The 17,042-nt window shown below is 60.6% G+C and carries 18 protein-coding genes and 1 pseudogene; 5 read left to right on the top strand and 14 right to left on the bottom strand.

The features are described from left to right. Positions 1-12: 12 nt before the first annotated feature. From AC3ITY_RS32065 to exbB, 3 genes are read right to left on the bottom strand one after another with little or no spacing between them, the layout of a single operon-like run. On the bottom strand, positions 13-762 hold the full coding sequence (locus AC3ITY_RS32065; protein WP_489306861.1) for an energy transducer TonB family protein: 750 nt from the start codon (positions 760-762) through the stop codon (positions 13-15). Continuing rightward, positions 759-1,187, bottom strand: a complete 429-nt coding sequence (exbD, locus tag AC3ITY_RS32060) for a TonB system transport protein ExbD (protein ID WP_007989589.1) — start codon at positions 1,185-1,187, stop codon at positions 759-761. Before exbD ends, AC3ITY_RS32065 begins: the two co-directional genes overlap by 4 nt. Before the next feature lie 6 nt (positions 1,188-1,193). Next, positions 1,194-2,153 carry a tonB-system energizer ExbB gene (gene exbB, locus AC3ITY_RS32055; protein ID WP_489306859.1) on the bottom strand — a complete coding sequence of 320 codons (960 nt, stop codon included), beginning with the start codon at positions 2,151-2,153 and terminating at the stop codon, positions 1,194-1,196. 188 nt (positions 2,154-2,341) lie between these two features. Between exbB and AC3ITY_RS32050 the strand changes: the two genes are divergently transcribed. After that, a complete protein-coding gene (locus tag AC3ITY_RS32050) occupies positions 2,342-3,199 on the top strand; it encodes an SDR family oxidoreductase (protein ID WP_489306858.1) in 858 nt (285 codons plus the stop codon). Positions 3,200-3,327: 128 nt separating this feature from the next. Here AC3ITY_RS32050 and AC3ITY_RS32045 read toward each other — a convergent pair whose 3' ends face one another. From AC3ITY_RS32045 to AC3ITY_RS32020, 6 genes are all read right to left on the bottom strand, one after another. Continuing rightward, on the bottom strand, positions 3,328-4,068 hold the full coding sequence (locus tag AC3ITY_RS32045; RefSeq protein WP_489306856.1) for a hypothetical protein: 741 nt from the start codon (positions 4,066-4,068) through the stop codon (positions 3,328-3,330). 68 nt (positions 4,069-4,136) lie between these two features. After that, positions 4,137-4,517 (bottom strand): RidA family protein, encoded by a 381-nt coding sequence (locus AC3ITY_RS32040; protein WP_003229509.1) that lies wholly within the window; start codon positions 4,515-4,517, stop codon positions 4,137-4,139. Between the two features lie 37 nt (positions 4,518-4,554). Beyond that, the gene (gene spoT, locus AC3ITY_RS32035) at positions 4,555-6,660 is read right to left on the bottom strand and encodes a bifunctional GTP diphosphokinase/guanosine-3',5'-bis pyrophosphate 3'-pyrophosphohydrolase (protein WP_489306855.1); all 2,106 of its coding nucleotides are present in this window, start codon (positions 6,658-6,660) and stop codon (positions 4,555-4,557) included. A gap of 57 nt (positions 6,661-6,717) precedes the next feature. After that, a complete protein-coding gene (gene rpoZ, locus AC3ITY_RS32030) occupies positions 6,718-6,981 on the bottom strand; it encodes a DNA-directed RNA polymerase subunit omega (RefSeq protein WP_007921129.1) in 264 nt (87 codons plus the stop codon). 167 nt (positions 6,982-7,148) lie between these two features. After that, positions 7,149-7,769: a guanylate kinase gene (gene gmk / locus AC3ITY_RS32025; RefSeq protein WP_046038947.1), complete on the bottom strand. Its 621-nt coding sequence runs from the start codon at positions 7,767-7,769 to the stop codon at positions 7,149-7,151. A gap of 12 nt (positions 7,770-7,781) precedes the next feature. Next, positions 7,782-8,645 (bottom strand): YicC/YloC family endoribonuclease, encoded by an 864-nt coding sequence (locus tag AC3ITY_RS32020; RefSeq protein ID WP_489306854.1) that lies wholly within the window; start codon positions 8,643-8,645, stop codon positions 7,782-7,784. A 268-nt stretch (positions 8,646-8,913) separates the two neighbouring features. Here AC3ITY_RS32020 and rph point away from each other — a divergent pair, with 268 nt between their 5' ends. Together rph and AC3ITY_RS32010 are read left to right on the top strand one after the other, a co-directional pair. Continuing rightward, positions 8,914-9,636 carry a ribonuclease PH gene (rph, locus tag AC3ITY_RS32015; RefSeq protein ID WP_007989575.1) on the top strand — a complete coding sequence of 241 codons (723 nt, stop codon included), beginning with the start codon at positions 8,914-8,916 and terminating at the stop codon, positions 9,634-9,636. 28 nt (positions 9,637-9,664) lie between these two features. After that, on the top strand, positions 9,665-10,033 hold the full coding sequence (locus tag AC3ITY_RS32010) for a DUF4870 domain-containing protein (protein ID WP_046038952.1): 369 nt from the start codon (positions 9,665-9,667) through the stop codon (positions 10,031-10,033). Between the two features lie 178 nt (positions 10,034-10,211). Here AC3ITY_RS32010 and crc read toward each other — a convergent pair whose 3' ends face one another. Then, positions 10,212-10,991 (bottom strand): catabolite repression control protein Crc, encoded by a 780-nt coding sequence (crc, locus tag AC3ITY_RS32005; RefSeq protein WP_003229491.1) that lies wholly within the window; start codon positions 10,989-10,991, stop codon positions 10,212-10,214. 82 nt (positions 10,992-11,073) lie between these two features. Between crc and pyrE the strand changes: the two genes are divergently transcribed. Next, entirely contained in the window at positions 11,074-11,718 is a 645-nt protein-coding gene (gene pyrE / locus AC3ITY_RS32000) for an orotate phosphoribosyltransferase (RefSeq protein ID WP_011336558.1), read from the top strand. Positions 11,719-11,923: 205 nt separating this feature from the next. Here the strand turns inward: pyrE and argB are convergent, their stop codons facing one another. The 4 genes and pseudogenes from argB to coaBC form a co-directional block, all read right to left on the bottom strand. Continuing rightward, on the bottom strand, positions 11,924-12,829 hold the full coding sequence (gene argB, locus AC3ITY_RS31995) for an acetylglutamate kinase (protein ID WP_008047078.1): 906 nt from the start codon (positions 12,827-12,829) through the stop codon (positions 11,924-11,926). A gap of 17 nt (positions 12,830-12,846) precedes the next feature. Beyond that, positions 12,847-14,223 (bottom strand): annotated as a pseudogene (locus AC3ITY_RS31990) (phosphomannomutase/phosphoglucomutase); the annotation flags it as partial. A 257-nt stretch (positions 14,224-14,480) separates the two neighbouring features. Further along, positions 14,481-14,936 carry a dUTP diphosphatase gene (dut, locus tag AC3ITY_RS31985; protein ID WP_007975171.1) on the bottom strand — a complete coding sequence of 152 codons (456 nt, stop codon included), beginning with the start codon at positions 14,934-14,936 and terminating at the stop codon, positions 14,481-14,483. A gap of 5 nt (positions 14,937-14,941) precedes the next feature. Further along, positions 14,942-16,150 carry a bifunctional phosphopantothenoylcysteine decarboxylase/phosphopantothenate--cysteine ligase CoaBC gene (gene coaBC, locus AC3ITY_RS31980; RefSeq protein ID WP_007989564.1) on the bottom strand — a complete coding sequence of 403 codons (1,209 nt, stop codon included), beginning with the start codon at positions 16,148-16,150 and terminating at the stop codon, positions 14,942-14,944. Between the two features lie 135 nt (positions 16,151-16,285). Between coaBC and radC the strand changes: the two genes are divergently transcribed. Beyond that, entirely contained in the window at positions 16,286-16,960 is a 675-nt protein-coding gene (gene radC / locus AC3ITY_RS31975; RefSeq protein ID WP_489306853.1) for a RadC family protein, read from the top strand. Positions 16,961-17,042 lie beyond the last annotated feature (82 nt).

Here is a 17,042-nt window from a genome sequence, read left to right as displayed (position 1 = left end):
GTTCAGCGGTTTTCAACGCCGGCGCTTTTCCAGCGAATACACAAACGGTGCAACGATTTCGATGGAGCCATTGGTCAGCATGTCGGCCGGTGGCTTGGGCAGCGGTTGGGCGCGGCGGATCATTTCCAGGGTGGCCCGGTCCAGATCGGCAGTACCCGAGGCGCCTACCAGCTCAAACGACAACACATTGCCTTCGGCATCCACGACGAAACGCAGACGGTTCATGCCTTCCTTGCCCCGCGCCTGGGCACTTGCAGGGTACTTCTTGTACTTCTGCAGGTGTGCCAACAGCGTGCCTTGCCAACTGGCCTTGGCCGCCATTTGAGCAGGCGACGGACCCGGCGCAGGCTGGGCGGATTTCTCCGTCGGTACCTGAGTCTGCTGGGTTTCGGCAGGTTTCTCTTCGGCCGGTTTTTCCTTCGGCGGCTCGGGTTTCTTTTCTACCGGCTTGGGCGGTTGCGGCTTCGGCTTGGGTTTGACCGGCTTGGGCACGGCAATTTCAGCTTTCGGCGCTTCAGCGAGCTTGGGAATCGGCAGTTCTTCAACCGGAGCCGGTGGCTGCACAGGGGTGACGACCTTCGGCGGAGCAGGCGGTGGCGGGGCAGGAACCGGTGCCAGTTCGACCATCATTGCCTGAGGGGGCAACTCGATGGGTGGACGGGCGGACCAGTTCAGCGCCAGCGCGATGGCCAGAGCGTGAACACCCAGCACTACAGCCAGGCTACCGCTGTAACGCGTCAGCTTATGGCGCGTCGTGATCATTTCTTGGCTGCCGTCTCAAGTCCGACCAGACCGACCTTCAGGTAACCGGCAGAACGCAGGTTGTCCATCACGCTCATCAGATCGCCGTAATCCACGCCTTTGTCGGCCTGGAAGAAGATTGTCGTGTCTTTCTTGCCCTGGGTCTTGGCGTCGAGGGTGGCGCCGAGTGCTTCGGCCTTCACTTCGTCTTCACCGAGGAACAGGCGCTGGTCAGCCTTGACGCTGAGGAACACCGGCTTCTCTGGCCGCGGCGCCGGCTTGGCGGTCGAGGCGGGCAGGTCGACCTTGATGTCCACGGTGGCCAGCGGTGCCGCCACCATGAAGATGATCAACAGCACCAACATCACGTCGATGAACGGCGTAACGTTGATTTCGTGGTTTTCGGACAGATCGTCGTCTGCCCCTTCTTTCAAATGCAGGCCCATGGCCGATTACCCCACTTTCACCATGTGCGGTTGCGAGCTGCGCTCAGGCTGGTGGTCGAGGTCGCGGCTGACCAGCAGCAGGACCTGTGCCGACGCGTCGGACACCTGAGCCTTGTAACCGGCGATGGAGCGGGCGAAGACGTTGTAGATCACGACCGCAGGGATCGCTGCAACCAGGCCCAGCGCGGTAGCCAGCAGGGCTTCGGCGATACCGGGCGCCACGACGGCGAGGTTGGTGGTCTGGGTCTTGGCGATGCCGATGAAGCTGTTCATGATGCCCCACACGGTACCGAACAGGCCGACGAACGGCGCGGTGGAACCGATGGTGGCCAGCACGCCGGTGCCGCTGCTCATGTTGCGACCGCAGGCCGCGACCAGGCGCTCAAGACGGAAGCTGACGCGTTCCTTGATGCCTTCTTTCTCACGGCTGTTGACCGACAGACGCATCTCTTCAAGGGCGTCATGTACTAGCAGGTTGGCCAGGGTGCCTTCCTTCGCCGCGGTGGCGCTGGCTTCCTTGAGGGAGGCGGATTTTTTCAGTTGGGCGATTTCACCGCGCAGACGACGCTTGGCGCTCATCAGCTCCAGGCCCTTGGCGATCCAGATGGTCCAGGTGATGATCGAGGCGATGGCCAGGCCGATCATCACGATTTTCACGATGATGTCGGCGTTCTTGTACATGCCCCACGGCGACAGGTCGTGGGCCATGCCCAGAGTGTTGTCGGCTTCGAGGACTTCAGGGACGTCTTCACCCAGCGCTTCTGCCGGTGCGGCCTGGGCAGGATCGGTCGCGACCGGTGCAGCGTGATCGGCTGGAGCCGGCGCGGTGGCGGCTGGTGTGGCTGGCACCTGGGTATCGGCGAAAGCGGCGACTGGCGCGAGCATCAGGCTGAGGAACAGGGCGGCCACCGCGCTCCAGGCGCGAGGTCGTTTGGTTGGCGAAGCGGAGAATTGATTGCGTGTCATGCTGGCCGGACCTGAGAGAAAAAACGTGTGATGTTCTTCCAGGCCTCGAAGGCCGAGAACAAAAGTGGGGAGGCATTATTGCAATTAATTCTTGTTAACAAAAGTAATAGCGTCTCTTTTTTTCCTGCATTGCTAGCCGCCTGTCTATTGCCGGCGCTAGTCTGTGGCTTTGCGATGGGAGTTTTCTGATGTCTGCGCCTACTGTTTTGATCGCCGGCTGCGGTGATGTCGGCAGCCGCCTGGCCACACAATTGCTGGCGGCGGGGTGGGAGGTCCATGGCCTGCGACGCGACGTTTCACGCCTGCCCAAGGGCGTCATCGGTGTTGCCGGTGACTTGTTCAACAAAAATTGTCCGGATACCTGGCCAATCGGCGCCGTGGATTACCTGGTGTATTGCGCGGCGGCCACCGATCACGACGAAGCCGGCTACCGCGCTGCGTATGTCCAGGGCCTGGAGCATGTGCTGGAATGGCTGAACGACTACGGGCAGATGCCCAATCGCCTGTTGTTCGTTTCCAGCAGCAGTGTCTACGGTCAGCAGAATGGCGAATGGGTCGACGAGTCTTCACCGGCCGTGGCGGCGGGCTATTCCGGGCGTGTAATGCTCGAAGCCGAGCAAATTGCCCTCAAAAGCGGCATTCCGGCCAGTATCCTGCGCTTGACCGGCATTTACGGCCCCGGCCGTGAATGGCTGCTGACCCAGGTGCGCCGGGGTTATCGCGTGGCGGTCGAACCACCGTTGTATGCCAATCGGATTCATGCCGACGATGCCGCAGGGTTGATCGCGTGCCTGCTTGAGGCGGATCGGCGTGGCGTGGCGCTGGATGATGTCTACATCGGCGTAGACGATGCGCCGGCAGCGCTGGCCGATGTGGTGGGCTGGTTGCGTGAGTATCTGGGTGTGACCGAATGGGCCGATGACGACAGCGTGCGACGCACCGGCAGCAAGCGCTGCAGTAATGCGCGGGCCAAGGCGTTGGGCTGGACGCCGAAGTATCCGAGTTTTCGCGAGGGGTATGCGGCGATTCTGGAAGGGCGCTGCTGACGTTCAGGCAGTCTGAAACAATTGTGGGAGCGAGCCTGCTCGCGATGAGGTCGTAACATTCAACATCATCGTTGACTGTCATGCCGCCATCGCGAGCAGGCTCGCTCCCACAGGGGGTTATGCGTTGCTTACTGCTTCTCGAGCAACCACTTGCGCTCACCCGGGGTGAACGAAGGCATCTCGTCCGCCTGCGCCGTGTTCACGGTCTGGAAAATCTCCAGCTCTTTGCCCTTGCGCGCAAAGATCCAGGCGTTGCCCTGCCCGTTGAGTTGCAGCCACATGTTGTCATTGCCGCCGCTCATGGATGCGCAATCACCGGCCAGGCACAACGCATAGCGATCGCTGCCTGGCAGGCCGGTCACCTGGCCGTCGGCCTGGAATTGAACCGTATTGCCTTCGCCTGGGCCGTTGACGATTGTCCAGCCGCCGCCCATGTAGGCTGAATACAGCGCACGTTCGAAACTGGCACCCATCGGTGCGCCATCCGGTACCTGGATCTGTACGCGGTCGAAGACTTGCTCGGGCTCGTTGTCGCTGGCGGACTGGCTCAGTTGCTTGCCGTCACGCTTCAGCTCACTGGCCGAGCTGCCATAAAAGTCGACTTTCCAGGCGCCGGACTCTTCACCCAGCAGCTTGCCATCGACATTTTCAAAGCCGTTGGTGTAGCGGGCCTGACCGGCCTTGGTGTTGATGTCCCATTCCAGGTTCGGGCCATAGGCCTGGAGCGCTTCACGCAGGGGGACGCCTTTGGCGGCAGCATCGATCGCCACCTGGTTGATCCAGGTGCCGCTGATGTCGCGGTCGGCAGGGTTGCTGGCACATCCGCCCAGGAACAGGGCGAGCAGCGAGAGAGCAAGCGCTTTGCGCATGGGTGGAATCCTTTCAAGCATTCTTTACAGCAGAGCAGTCGGCGCAGCCCGAGGCTGCGCCGTACGCATTACTCGATGACCAGGATGGCATCCATTTCAACCTGCGAACCCTTTGGCAGGGCTGCTACGCCGATAGCGGCGCGGGCAGGGTAAGGCTGGTCGAAGTACTTGCCCATGATCTCGTTGACCTTGGCGAAGTGGCTCAGGTCGGTGAGGAAGATGTTCAGCTTGACGATGTCCTTGAACGAACCGCCAGCGGCTTCAGCCACGGCCTTGAGGTTCTCGAACACCTGGACGGTCTGGGCCTCGAAGCCTTCAACCAGTTCCATGGTTTTTGGGTCCAGGGGAATCTGACCCGACATGTAAACGGTGTTGCCAGCCTTGATCGCCTGGGAGTAAGTGCCGATGGCGGCCGGGGCCTTGTCGCTGGTGATAACAGTCTTGGTCATTGATGACTCCTTGTAATGAGGTGGCTACGTTTGCGAGCTATGCACGCATGCGGGTGATGCGAATTACCCCGGTCAAGGCGCGCAGTTTCTTGATCACGCGGGCCAGGTGCACGCGGTCGTGCACGCTGACCACCAACTGGACCACGCTGATGCGACCATCGCGTTCGTCCATGCTGATTTTCTCGATGTTGCCGTCGGCGGCGTTGACGCTGCTGGCCAGCAGGGCGATCAGGCCACGCTGGTGCTCCAGCTCGACGCGCAGCTCAACGTTGAATTCGCCGGTGACATCCTTGGCCCACGAGAGCTGGATGCATTTTTCCGGGTTGTGGCGGATTTCGCTGATATTGCGGCAGTTGTCCAGGTGCACGACCATGCCTTTGCCGGCGGACAAGTGGCCGACAATCGGGTCGCCCGGGATCGGCGTGCAACACTTGGCGTAGCTGAGCACCAGGCCTTCGGTGCCGCGAATCGCCAGCGGGCCTTCAGCACTTGGCAACTGTTCGCCTTCGCCCAGCAACCGGCGGGCCACTACATAGGCCATGCGATTGCCCAGGCCGATGTCTTCCAGCAGGTCTTCGATCAGTTCCAGGCGGTACTCGACGAGCATGGCCTTGACGCGCTCGGCCGGAACTTTCTCCAGCGCGCTGTCGAAACCATTGAGGACCTTGTTCAGTAGGCGCTCGCCGAGGCTGATGGATTCGGAACGGCGTTGCAGTTTCAGTGCATGGCGTATGTGCGTGCGCGCCTTGCCGGTAACCACGAAGTTGAGCCAGGCCGGGTTCGGCCGCGCGCCGGGAGCGCTGACGATCTCGACCGTGGAGCCGCTTTGCAGCGGTTCGGACAGCGGCGCGAGACGGCGGTTGATCCGGCAGGCAATGCAGCTGTTGCCTACGTCGGTGTGCACCGCGTAAGCGAAGTCGACCGCCGTGGAGCCCTTGGGCAGCTCCATGATCCGGCCTTTGGGCGTGAACACGTAGACCTCGTCCGGGAACAGGTCGATCTTCACGCTTTCGATGAATTCCAGCGAGTTGCCGGCGCGTTGCTGCATTTCCAGCACGCCCTTGACCCACTGGCGGGCGCGGGCATGGGTGCCTTTCGGCTGCTCGTCACCGCTGGATTTGTACAGCCAATGGGCGGCGATGCCGTTGTTGGCCATCTCTTCCATTTCACGGGTGCGGATCTGGATCTCGATCGGAACACCGTGCATGCCGAACAGCGTGGTGTGCAGCGACTGATAGCCGTTGGCCTTGGGGATCGCGATGTAATCCTTGAAGCGTCCCGGCAGCGGCTTGTACAAATTATGTACAGCACCCAGCACGCGGTAGCAGGTATCGACCTTGTCGACGATGATCCGGAACGCGTAGACGTCCATGATCTCGTTGAAGGCCCGACGCTTGCCGCGCATTTTCTTGTAGATGCCGTAGAGGTGTTTCTGGCGACCGCTGACCTCGCCCTGGATGCCATCGATGGCCAGGCAGTGGCTTAAGGATTCTTCGATCTTGTTGACGATTTCCTTGCGGTTGCCCCGGGCGCGTTTGACCGCCTGGTAGATCCGCGCGGAACGCATCGGGTGCATGGCCTTGAAGCCGAGGTCTTCGAATTCTATGCGGATGGCGTGCATGCCCAGCCGGTTGGCGATGGGCGCATAGATTTCCAGGGTTTCCTTGGCGATGCGCCGGCGTTTTTCACCGGACAGCACTTCCAGGGTCCGCATGTTGTGCAGGCGGTCGGCCAGCTTGACCAGGATCACGCGAATGTCGCGGGCCATGGCCATGGCCATTTTCTGGAAGTTTTCGGCTTGTGCCTCGGCCTTGGTCTCGAAGTTCATCTGGGTCAGTTTGCTGACCCCGTCGACCAGTTCGGCCACGGTTTCGCCGAACTGCGCTTGCAGCGCTTCCTTGGCAATACCGGTGTCTTCGATCACGTCATGCAGCATCGCAGCCATCAGGCTCTGATGGTCCATGTGCATGTCGGCAAGAATATTCGCAACCGCGAGGGGATGCGTGACGTACGCCTCGCCGCTACGGCGGCGTTGGCCGTCGTGGGCTTGTTCGGCGTAGAAATACGCTCGGCGGACCAGATTGACCTGGTCCTTGCCGAGGTAGGTCGATAAGCGATCGGCGAGGGCGTCTATGCTCGGCATGATGTCTCCTGCCGTAAGCTTTTATCCCGCGCCGTGCTACGTCGACCAGGCATAGGCTTAGACGGCCTCGTTGGACTCGTCCTCAAATGCAGCAAAAAGCGGTTCATCTTCAACGATTTCGGCTTCGGCGATAGCTGCGTAGTCGATCAGGCCTTCAGCGATTTCGCGCAGGGCGACGACGGTAGGCTTGTCGTTTTCCCATGCTACTTTCGGCTCTTTGCCGCCGGTGGCCAGTTGACGGGCACGCTTGGTAGAGAGCATGACCAGCTCAAAGCGGTTATCCACGTGTTCTAGGCAGTCTTCAACGGTTACGCGGGCCATGGTCTTCCTCGTAGCAAATGCAATATGCGCGCTGCCCGGATGGGCGAGCGGACTCAACAGTTTAAAAAATCACCAGCGATTAGGGAAGCGCTGATTTTTTGACCAAGCCCTTCAACGCGCTGCAAGTACCAATGTAAAGCCCTTGCAGCGGTTTTGGGAAGAGCTGATTAACCGAGCAATTCAGCCAGCAATTTGCCGTGACGCTGCTGCTGACGCTTCTGAATCAGCTGATTGGCGCGGAAAATCGCCTTCAGGTCGTGCAGCGCGTGGGCGAAATCGTCGTTGATGATCAGGTAGTCGTAGTCGACGTAGTGGCTCATTTCGCTGACGGCTTCGCGCATCCGGCCGTCAATGACTTCGTCACTGTCCTGGCCTCGATTGGTCAGGCGCTGGTGCAGGGCCTGCAATGACGGCGGCAGAATGAAGATCGAGCGGGCCTGAGGCATCAGCTTGCGCACTTGCTCGGCACCTTGCCAGTCGATTTCCAGAATCAGGTCGTGGCCTTCGTCCAGGGTCTGCTGCAGGTGGCTTTGCGAAGTGCCGTAGAGATTGCCGAACACTTCGGCGCGCTCGAGGAAATCCCCGTGCTCGATCATCTTCACGAACTCGCTGCGGTCGACGAAGTGATAGTTCACGCCATTCACTTCACCGGGGCGCATGGCGCGGGTGGTGTGGGAGACCGAGACGCGGATCTCCGGATTTGCGTCGGTCAGGGCCTTGACCAGACTGCTCTTGCCCGCGCCCGAAGGGGCGGAAATGATGTACAGGGTGCCGGTGCTGTGTGTCATGTCGGGGTAGCCTTACTCAATATTCTGCACTTGTTCGCGCATCTGCTCGATCAACACCTTGAGGTTGACCGCAGCCTGGGTGCTGCGCGGGTCGAAGGCTTTGGAGCCCAGTGTATTGGCTTCGCGGTTGAGTTCCTGCATCAGGAAGTCCAGGCGCCGACCGGCGGCGCCGCCAGATTTGAGCACCCGGCGAACTTCGATGATGTGAGTGCTCAGGCGATCCAGTTCTTCGGCGACGTCGCTTTTTTGCGCGAGCATGACCATTTCCTGCTCCAGGCGCTGCGGATCCATCTCGGCCTTCATGTCGGCGAAGCGGTCGAGGACTTTCTGGCGCTGGGTGGCGAGCATTTGTGGGACCAGTTCGCGCAAGGTCACCACATCTTCTTCGATGGAGCTCAGGCGCTCGTTGATCAGTCGCGCCAGCTCCGCGCCTTCGCGCTCGCGGCCGGCCTTAAGTTCCTTGAGGCCTTGGTTGAACAGGGCCAGCGCTTCGGCGTTCAAGGCTTGCGGGTCGGAGGCGTCGCCTACCAGTACGCCGGGCCAGGCCAGGACTTCCAGCGGGTTCAGCGCTGCCGGGTTTTTGATCAGGCTGGCGATGGTCTCGGCGGCGGCGACCAGTTGCGCGGCGCGCTCCTGATCGATTTGCAGCGCCTTGCCGGTGTTTTCTTCGGTGAAGCGCAGGGTGCATTCGAGCTTGCCCCGGGATACTCCCTGGCGCAGGGCCTCACGAACAGCGCCTTCGAGGTCGCGGAAGGATTCCGGCAGGCGCAGGTGGGGTTCCAGGTAGCGGCTGTTGACCGACCGTAACTCCCAGCTCAGGGTGCCCTGGACGCCGGCTTTCTCGACGCGGGCGAAGGCGGTCATGCTGTGCACCATGGAGGTACCTCGCAAGGCAGATCGGCACAGAACCGAGGTTCCGGGAATCCGATATCAATGAATTAAAGCCGACTGGCAGCAAAGGCGCAGGATTGTAGCGCAGTGACGCGGATGCGCCCAAACACACGGTGTGACAAAGAGCGGCAGGCCTGCACCGACGCGCGGTGCAGAGCCCTCGGTCGTCGGCTGAATTTTTTAGAAGTGCCCAGTGGCGGCCGTCGGCTCTATAATGCTCCGCAGTTTTCCGTCCCCAGTACAGGTACTCCGTATGATACGTCCAAGTGGTCGCGCTGCCGATCAGCTCCGCTCGATCCGCATCACCCGCAACTACACCAAACACGCCGAGGGTTCTGTGCTGGTCGAGTTCGGCGATACCAAGGTCATCTGCACCGTCAGCGTTGAACCGGGCGTACCGCGTTTCCTGAAAGGCCAGGGCCAGGGTTGGCTGACCGCCGAGTACGGCATGCTGCCGCGCGCTACCGGCGAGCGTAACCAGCGTGAAGCCAGCCGTGGCAAGCAAGGCGGGCGTACCCTGGAAATCCAGCGTCTGATCGGTCGCTCCCTGCGCGCCGCGCTGGACATGTCCAAGCTGGGTGACGTCACCCTGTATGTCGACTGCGACGTGATCCAGGCCGATGGCGGTACCCGCACGGCTTCGATCACCGGCTCCATGGTTGCGCTGATCGATGCCTTGAAAGTCATCAAGAAGCGTGGCGGCCTGAAGGGCGGTGACCCGGTCAAGCAAATGATCGCTGCGGTTTCCGTGGGCATGTACAAGGGTGAGCCTGTGCTCGACCTCGATTACCTGGAAGACTCGGCCGCCGAGACTGATCTGAACGTGGTGATGACCAGCGCTGGCGGTTTCATCGAAGTCCAGGGCACTGCCGAAGGCGCGCCATTCCAGCCTGAAGAGCTGAACGCCATGCTGGAGCTGGCGAAGAAAGGTATGAACGAGATTTTTGAACTGCAAAAGGCCGCATTGGCCGACTGACCGGACTGCTCCAGGCAAGGAGGACACCATGAGTGACGAGCAACTACCGCTGCCCACGCCGAGCCAAGAGGTGCGTCAGTGGGCCATGTTTTGCCACTTGTCCGCCTTGCTGGGTATCTGGATTCCGTTCGGCACGATCATCGGCCCACTGATTCTCTGGCAAATGAAGCGCGAGATGGACCCGTTCATCGATGCCCAGGGCAAGGAAGCGCTGAACTTTCAGATCACTGTCGCCATTGCCTCAGCCATTTGCTTCCTGCTGATGGTGGTGATTATCGGGTTCTTCCTGTTTGGCCTGATCGCTATCGGTGCGTTGGTGCTGACGATCATTGCTGGGGTGAAGGCCAATGAAGGGCAGCCTTATCGGTACCCGTTCACCTGGCGATTGATCAAATAACGATCAACGAAGATCCACTGTAGGAGCGAGCCTGCTCGCGATAGCGGTCTGACAGCCACTGCATCGGTATCTGATACATCGTCATCGCGAGCAAGCTCGCTCCCACAGAAAAGCAAAAACTAGTACCCACAAAAAAGCCAACATTGCTGTTGGCTTTTTTGTGTCTGCGAAACGACGCTTAAATGGTCAGCGTCCAGTCGTAGTCCACGATCAGTGGCGCGTGTTGCGAGAACCGCGGCTGGCGTGGCAGGCGTGCGCTGCGTACGAAGCGGCGCAGGCCCGGAGTCAGCAGTTGATAGTCGAAGCGCCAACCGAGGTTGAGCATCTCCGCCTGTTCGTTGTCCGGCCACCAGCTGTACTGGTCGCCTTCACGGCTGACTTCACGCAGGGCGTCGACATAACCCATGTTGCCGACAATCTCGTCCATCCAGGCACGTTCAGGTGCCAGGAAGCCCGGAGATTGCTGGCTGTCGCGCCAGTTCTTGATATCCAGCTTCTGTTGCGCCACGTACAGCGAGCCGCAATAAATGTACTCACGACGCTTGCGTCGCTGTTTATCCAGGTACTTGCCGAAGTCGTCCATGAGCTTGAACTTCTGGTTCAAGTCCTCATCGCCGTTCATCCCCGAAGGAAGCAGCAAGGTGGCAATACTCACTTTGTCGAAATCTGCTTGCAGGTAGCGCCCGTAGCGGTCGGCCGTCTCGAAACCGAGACCGCTGATGACAGCCTTCGGTTGCAACCGCGAATACAAAGCCACGCCGCCTTGGGCAGGGACTTCAGCATCGCAGGCATAAAGGAAGTAGCCATCCAGTTGGAAGGCTGGGTCATCCAGTTCAAAGGCGGAGGCACGGGTGTCCTGCAGGCAGATGACGTCGGCATTCTGTGCTTGCAGCCAACTGAGCAAACCACGCTCGACTGCAGCCTGAATACCATTGACGTTCACACTGATGATCCGCATAAATGGCCCCAAAAATCGCGTGCGTGTATGATACACGGCGTCAAGCTAATTAGCTAAATCCGTGGTATTTGGGGTTTTTTTCATGCAGGCGTATCAGCGCGATTTCATCCGTTTTGCCATCGATCGCGGCGTTTTGCGCTTCGGTGAGTTCACCCTGAAGTCCGGGCGTACCAGTCCTTACTTCTTCAACGCCGGCTTGTTCAACTCGGGTTCGGCCCTGGCGCAACTGGGGCGTTTCTACGCCGCAGCTATCGCCGAAAGCGGCATTCCCTTCGACGTGCTGTTTGGCCCGGCCTACAAAGGCATCCCTTTGGCGGCGACCACTGCCGTGGCCCTGGCCGAGCATCACAACCGTGACCTGCCGTGGTGCTTCAACCGCAAGGAAGCCAAGGCCCACGGCGAAGGCGGCAGCCTCGTTGGAGCACCGCTGACCGGCGACGTTCTGATCATCGACGACGTGATCACCGCCGGCACCGCAATCCGTGAGGTGATGCAGATCATCGCTTCCCAGGACGGCGCCAAGGCAGCCGGCGTGCTGATCGCCCTGAACCGTCAGGAGCGTGGCAATGGCGAGTTGTCGGCGATCCAGGAAGTCGAGCGTGACTTCGGCATCCCGGTGATCAGCATCGTTTCGCTGAACCAGGTGCTGGAATTCCTCGCGGACGATCCGCAGCTCAAGCAGCACTTGCCAGCCGTGGAAGCGTACCGCGCGCAATTCGGCGTTTAATCGTTATTCCCTGTAGGGAGCTTGTGTGGCGAGGGAGCTTGCTCCCGCTGGGCTGCGTAGCAGACCCAAGAATGTTGTGAGTGCTGTGCACTCAAGCGGGAGCAAGCTCCCTCGCCACAAAAAAGCAGCTTTCCATAGGGGAAGCGGTGCAAAAAAAGACCCCGCTCAGCCAGGCCGAGCGGGGTCTTTTTGTTTGCGCGATCGCTTAGGGACGCTTGCGATTGCTGATCAGGGTGCCCACGCCGGTATCGGTGAAGATTTCCAGCAGGATCGCGTTTGGCACGCGACCATCGATGATCAGCGAGCTGCCCACACCGCCCTGGACCGCTTCCAGTGCGCAACGGATCTTCGGCAGCATGCCGCCGTAGATGGTGCCGTCGGCGATCAGGTCGTCGACTTGCTGGGTTGTCAGGCCGGTCAGGACCGTGCCCGACTTGTCCATCAGGCCGGCGATGTTCGTCAGCAGCATCAGCTTCTCGGCTTTCAACGCTTCGGCGACTTTACCGGCCACCAGGTCAGCGTTGATGTTGTACGACTCGCCGTTGGCGCCGACGCCGATGGGCGCGATCACCGGAATGAAATCGCCCTTGACCAGCAGGTTCAGCAGGTCGGTGTTGATCCCGACCACTTCGCCAACATGGCCGATGTCGATGATTTCCGGGGTGGTCATTTCCGGCGTCTGACGGGTAACGGTGAGCTTCTTCGCGCGAATCAGCTCGGCGTCTTTACCGGTCAGGCCGATGGCGCTGCCGCCGTGACGGTTGATCAGATTAACGATGTCCTTGTTGACCTGGCCGCCGAGGACCATTTCCACCACGTCCATGGTCGCGGCGTCGGTGACGCGCATGCCGTCGACGAAATGGCTCTCGATCGACAGGCGCTTGAGCAGGTCACCGATTTGCGGGCCGCCGCCGTGAACGACTACCGGGTTGATGCCCACGGCTTTCATCAGCACGATGTCGCGGGCGAAGCCGGTTTTCAGCTCCTCGCTTTCCATCGCGTTGCCGCCGTATTTGATCACCAGTGTCTTGCCGACATAACGGCGGATGTAAGGCAGCGCTTCGGACAGGACCTTGGCGGTGTTGGCGGCGGCTTCGCGTTCGAGGGTCATTCAGGGCTCCGGGTGAATCAGAACGGTAGTTGGAGATCAGGTGCAACGCGCTTGAGCTGGATGCGGAACACATCCTTGATGCGTTGCAGTTCAGCCTCGTCATCGGCCTCGAAACGCAGCACCAGCACCGGTGTGGTGTTGGATGCGCGTACCAGGCCCCAGCCTTTGGCATAGTCGACTCGCACGCCGTCAATGGTGGTCAGGTCAGCGCCTTCGCCCCACTGCGCATCGTGCAATGCATCAATGATGCTGAATTTGCTCTCTTCGGTCACATGGATATTGATTTCCGGCGTAGAAATATCGTTCGGGAAGGTCGCGAACAGCTCTTCGGCCGAGGATTTTTCCTTGCTGAGGATCTCCAGCAAGCGTGCGGCGCTGTAAATGCCGTCGTCGAAACCGAACCAGCGCTCCTTGAAGAAGATGTGCCCGCTCATTTCGCCAGCCAGCAGGGCGCCGGATTGTTTCATTTTCTTTTTGATCAACGAGTGACCGGTCTTCCACATTAACGACCGGCCACCGTATTCCTTGATCAGCGGAATCAGGCGGCGGGTACATTTGACGTCGAAGATGATCTCGGCGCCCGGGTTGCGCGCCACGACGTCGCGGGCGAACAGCATCAGCAGGCGGTCCGGGTAGACGATGCTGCCGGTGTTGGTCACCACGCCGACGCGGTCGCCATCGCCGTCGAAGGCCAGGCCGATGTCGGCCTTGGTTTCCTTGACCTTGGCGATCAGGTCCACGAGGTTTTCAGGCTTGCCCGGGTCCGGGTGGTGGTTCGGGAAGTTGCCGTCCACTTCGCAGAACAGCGGGATGACTTCGCAGTTCAGCGCTTCGATCAGTTGCGGGGCAATCACGCCGGCCGCGCCGTTGCCGCAGTCGACGACCACTTTCAGGCGCCGGGCCAGCTTGATGTCCTGGACGATTTCGGTGGTGTAGCGGTCGAGGATCTCGACCTGGGTGATGCTGCCCTGGCCGCTGCTCAGGTCGTTGGTCTTGAGGCGGTCGTGCAGGGCCTGGATCTGTTCGTTGGCCAGGGTGTCGCCGGCAATGACGATCTTGAAGCCGTTGTAGTTCGACGGGTTGTGGCTGCCGGTGAGCATCACGCCGGATTTGCCGGCGAGCACGTTGGCGGCGTAGTAGAGCGCTGGAGTCGGGACCAGGCCGACATCACTGACGTGGCAGCCGCTGTCGGCGATGCCTTTGATCAGTTGCGCGACCAGCTCCGGGCCGGACAAGCGGCCATCGCGACCGACGGATACGTTTGGCTCGCCCTGGGCCAGGCTTTGGGAGCCGACGGCGCGGCCGATCCAGTAAGCGGTTTCGGCGTTCAGGAATTCCGGGACGGTGCCGCGGATATCGTAGGCGCGGAAGATGCTGTCAGGGAACTTGGGTGCGACTTTGGCCGGGGTGTTCATCTGTGGAAATGCTCCATCTCGAAAGTGACTGGACAGGCCGCCGAGTCATTCGGCGGCAGGTTCAAACTGTAGGGTATGACGGCGTTTTCCACAGAGAGTTCGTGGTGTGAAAGGGCCATGACACCCCTGACGGCAAGGGTTTGACCGGGCAATGCCTTGATTTTCGGAGCTAAACCTTGCGGATGACAATTTGAATTTTGTGGCGAGCTCCCTCGCCACAATGGATCTCTATCGTATCAACGGGTACCGGTATGGCCGAAACCGCCAGTGCCGCGTTCGGTTTCAACAAACTCTTCAACCATCTCGAAGTGAGCCTGCACCACCGGCACCAGCACCAGTTGTGCCAGACGCTCGCCGACCGGCATGGTGAATTCGGTCTGGCCACGGTTCCAGCAGGAGACCATCAATGGGCCTTGGTAGTCGGAGTCGATCAGGCCCACCAGGTTGCCCAGCACGATGCCGTGCTTATGGCCCATCCCCGAGCGCGGCAGAATCAGCGCTGCCAGGTTCGGGTCACCGATATAGACCGACAGGCCGGTGGGAATCAGCACGGTTTCACCCGGCTTGATCACGGTGTCCTGTTCCAGCATGGCGCGCAGGTCGAGGCCGGCGGAGCCTGGTGTGGCGTATTGCGGCAGCGGGAATTCGGTACCGATGCGTGGGTCGAGGATCTTGGCTTGCAAAGCGTGCATGTAAATTAAACCTGGTTCAGACGTTCGGCGATAAAAGTGATCAGCTGGCGAGCAATCTTGCTCTTGCTGGTCTGGGCGAAGAGTGTGGCGTGAAGCTCACGGTCGATGACGCTGCAGGCGTTTTCTTCGCTGTTGAAGCCAATGCTCGGGTTGGCGACGTCGTTGGCGACGATCAGATCGAGGTTCTTGTCTTTCAACTTGCGTGCAGCGTAATCGAGCAGGTGTTCGGTCTCGGCGGCGAAACCGACACTGAACGGGCGGTCGGGGCGGGTGGCGATGGTGGCCAGGATGTCCGGGTTACGCACCATCTGTAGCAACAAGCCGTCGCCGTTCGTAGGATCTTTCTTGAGTTTCTGTGGTGCGACGACTTCCGGGCGATAGTCCGCGACTGCTGCCGAGGCGATGAACAGGTCGCAAGGGATCGCCGCTTCACACGCGGCGAGCATGTCACGGGCGCTGACCACGTCGATGCGGGTGACACGATCCGGAGTCGGCAGGTGCACGGGGCCGGTGATCAGGGTCACGCGGGCACCGGCTTCCACGGCGGCTTCGGCCAGGGCAAAGCCCATTTTTCCGGAGCTGTGGTTGGTGATGTAGCGCACCGGGTCGATGTTTTCCTGGGTCGGGCCGGCGGTGATCAGCACGTGTTTGCCGGTCAGCGCCTGACGCTGGAAGCAGTCGGCGGCGCACTGGGCCAGTTCAAGGGCTTCGAGCATCCGCCCCAGGCCGACGTCGCCGCAGGCCTGGCTGCCGGAGGCCGGGCCGAAGACCTTGATGTCGCGACTTTCTAGGGTTTGCAGGTTGGCCTGGGTCGCCGGATCGCGCCACATCGCCTGGTTCATTGCCGGTGCAACGGCGACCACTGCGTCGGTGGCCAGCACCAGCGTGGTCAGCAGATCATTGGCAATGCCTTGGGCCAGGCGGGCGATCAGGTCCGCGGTGCCGGGAGCGATCAGCACCAGATCGGCCCATTTGGCCAGTTCGATGTGGCCCATGGCCGCTTCGGCCGCCGGGTCCAGCAGGTCCAGGTGGACCGGGTGCCCGGACAGGGCCTGCATGGTCAGCGGGGTGATGAACTCTGCGCCGCCACGAGTCATGACCACGCGCACTTCGGCGCCCTGGTCGATCAGGCGGCGAACCAGGTCGGCGCTCTTGTAGGCAGCGATACCGCCGCCGACGCCCAGAACAATGCGTTTCCGATACAGCCGCTGCATAGGCCTGCCTTTCAATTCGTTGGTGACATACGTGGCGAAACCCCCTCCCCAGGATGAATTCGCCCGCAAAAAAGATGGGCTACGATATCACAGCGACCGCTATGGAACAGCGGTGCCCACAGACAGGGAGGTGCTATGAGTATTCGCGATTGGCCGGCGGCGGAGCGGCCGCGGGAGAGGTTGCTTGAACAGGGCGCGGGAAGCCTTTCGGACGCCGAATTGCTGGCGATCTTTTTACGCACAGGCGTGGTAGGTAAAAGCGCCGTAGATTTGGCGCGACACCTGTTGAATCAGTTTGGCAGCCTGCGTTTGCTGCTTGAGGCCGATCAGGAAACGTTCAGCAAGCAGTTGGGACTTGGGCCGGCGAAATTTGCACAGTTGCAGGCTGCGCAAGAAATGAGCAGGCGTCATCTGTCCGAGCGTGCGCGCCAAAAATCGGCACTGGAGAATCCTCACGCGGTTCGCGAGTACCTGAAATCGATGCTGCGCCACGAGCCACACGAGGTGTTTGGTTGCCTGTTTCTCGATTCCAGGCATCAGGTACTGGCGTTCGAGACGCTGTTTCGCGGCTCCATCGACAACACCAGCGTTCATCCACGAGAGGTGGTCAAGCGCGCCTTGGCCAACAACGCAGCGGCATTGATCCTCTGCCACAACCATCCTTCGGGCAACACCGACCCCAGTCAGTCCGACCGGGTGCTGACCAAGCGCCTGCAAAAGGCGCTGGAGTTGATTGACGTACGGGTGCTCGACCATTTCATCATTGGAGACGGTGATCCACTGTCGATGGCGGAGTACGGGTGGATGTAGGGGCTGTGAAGTTAGCGAAACCCATGTGGGAGCGGGGCTTGCGAAAGCGGTGTATCAGTCAGCATTGATGGCGACTGACACT

The sequence above is a fragment of the Pseudomonas sp. GL_091 genome, from assembly GCF_057837725.1.
This window is presented reverse-complemented; position numbering and strand designations above follow the sequence as displayed.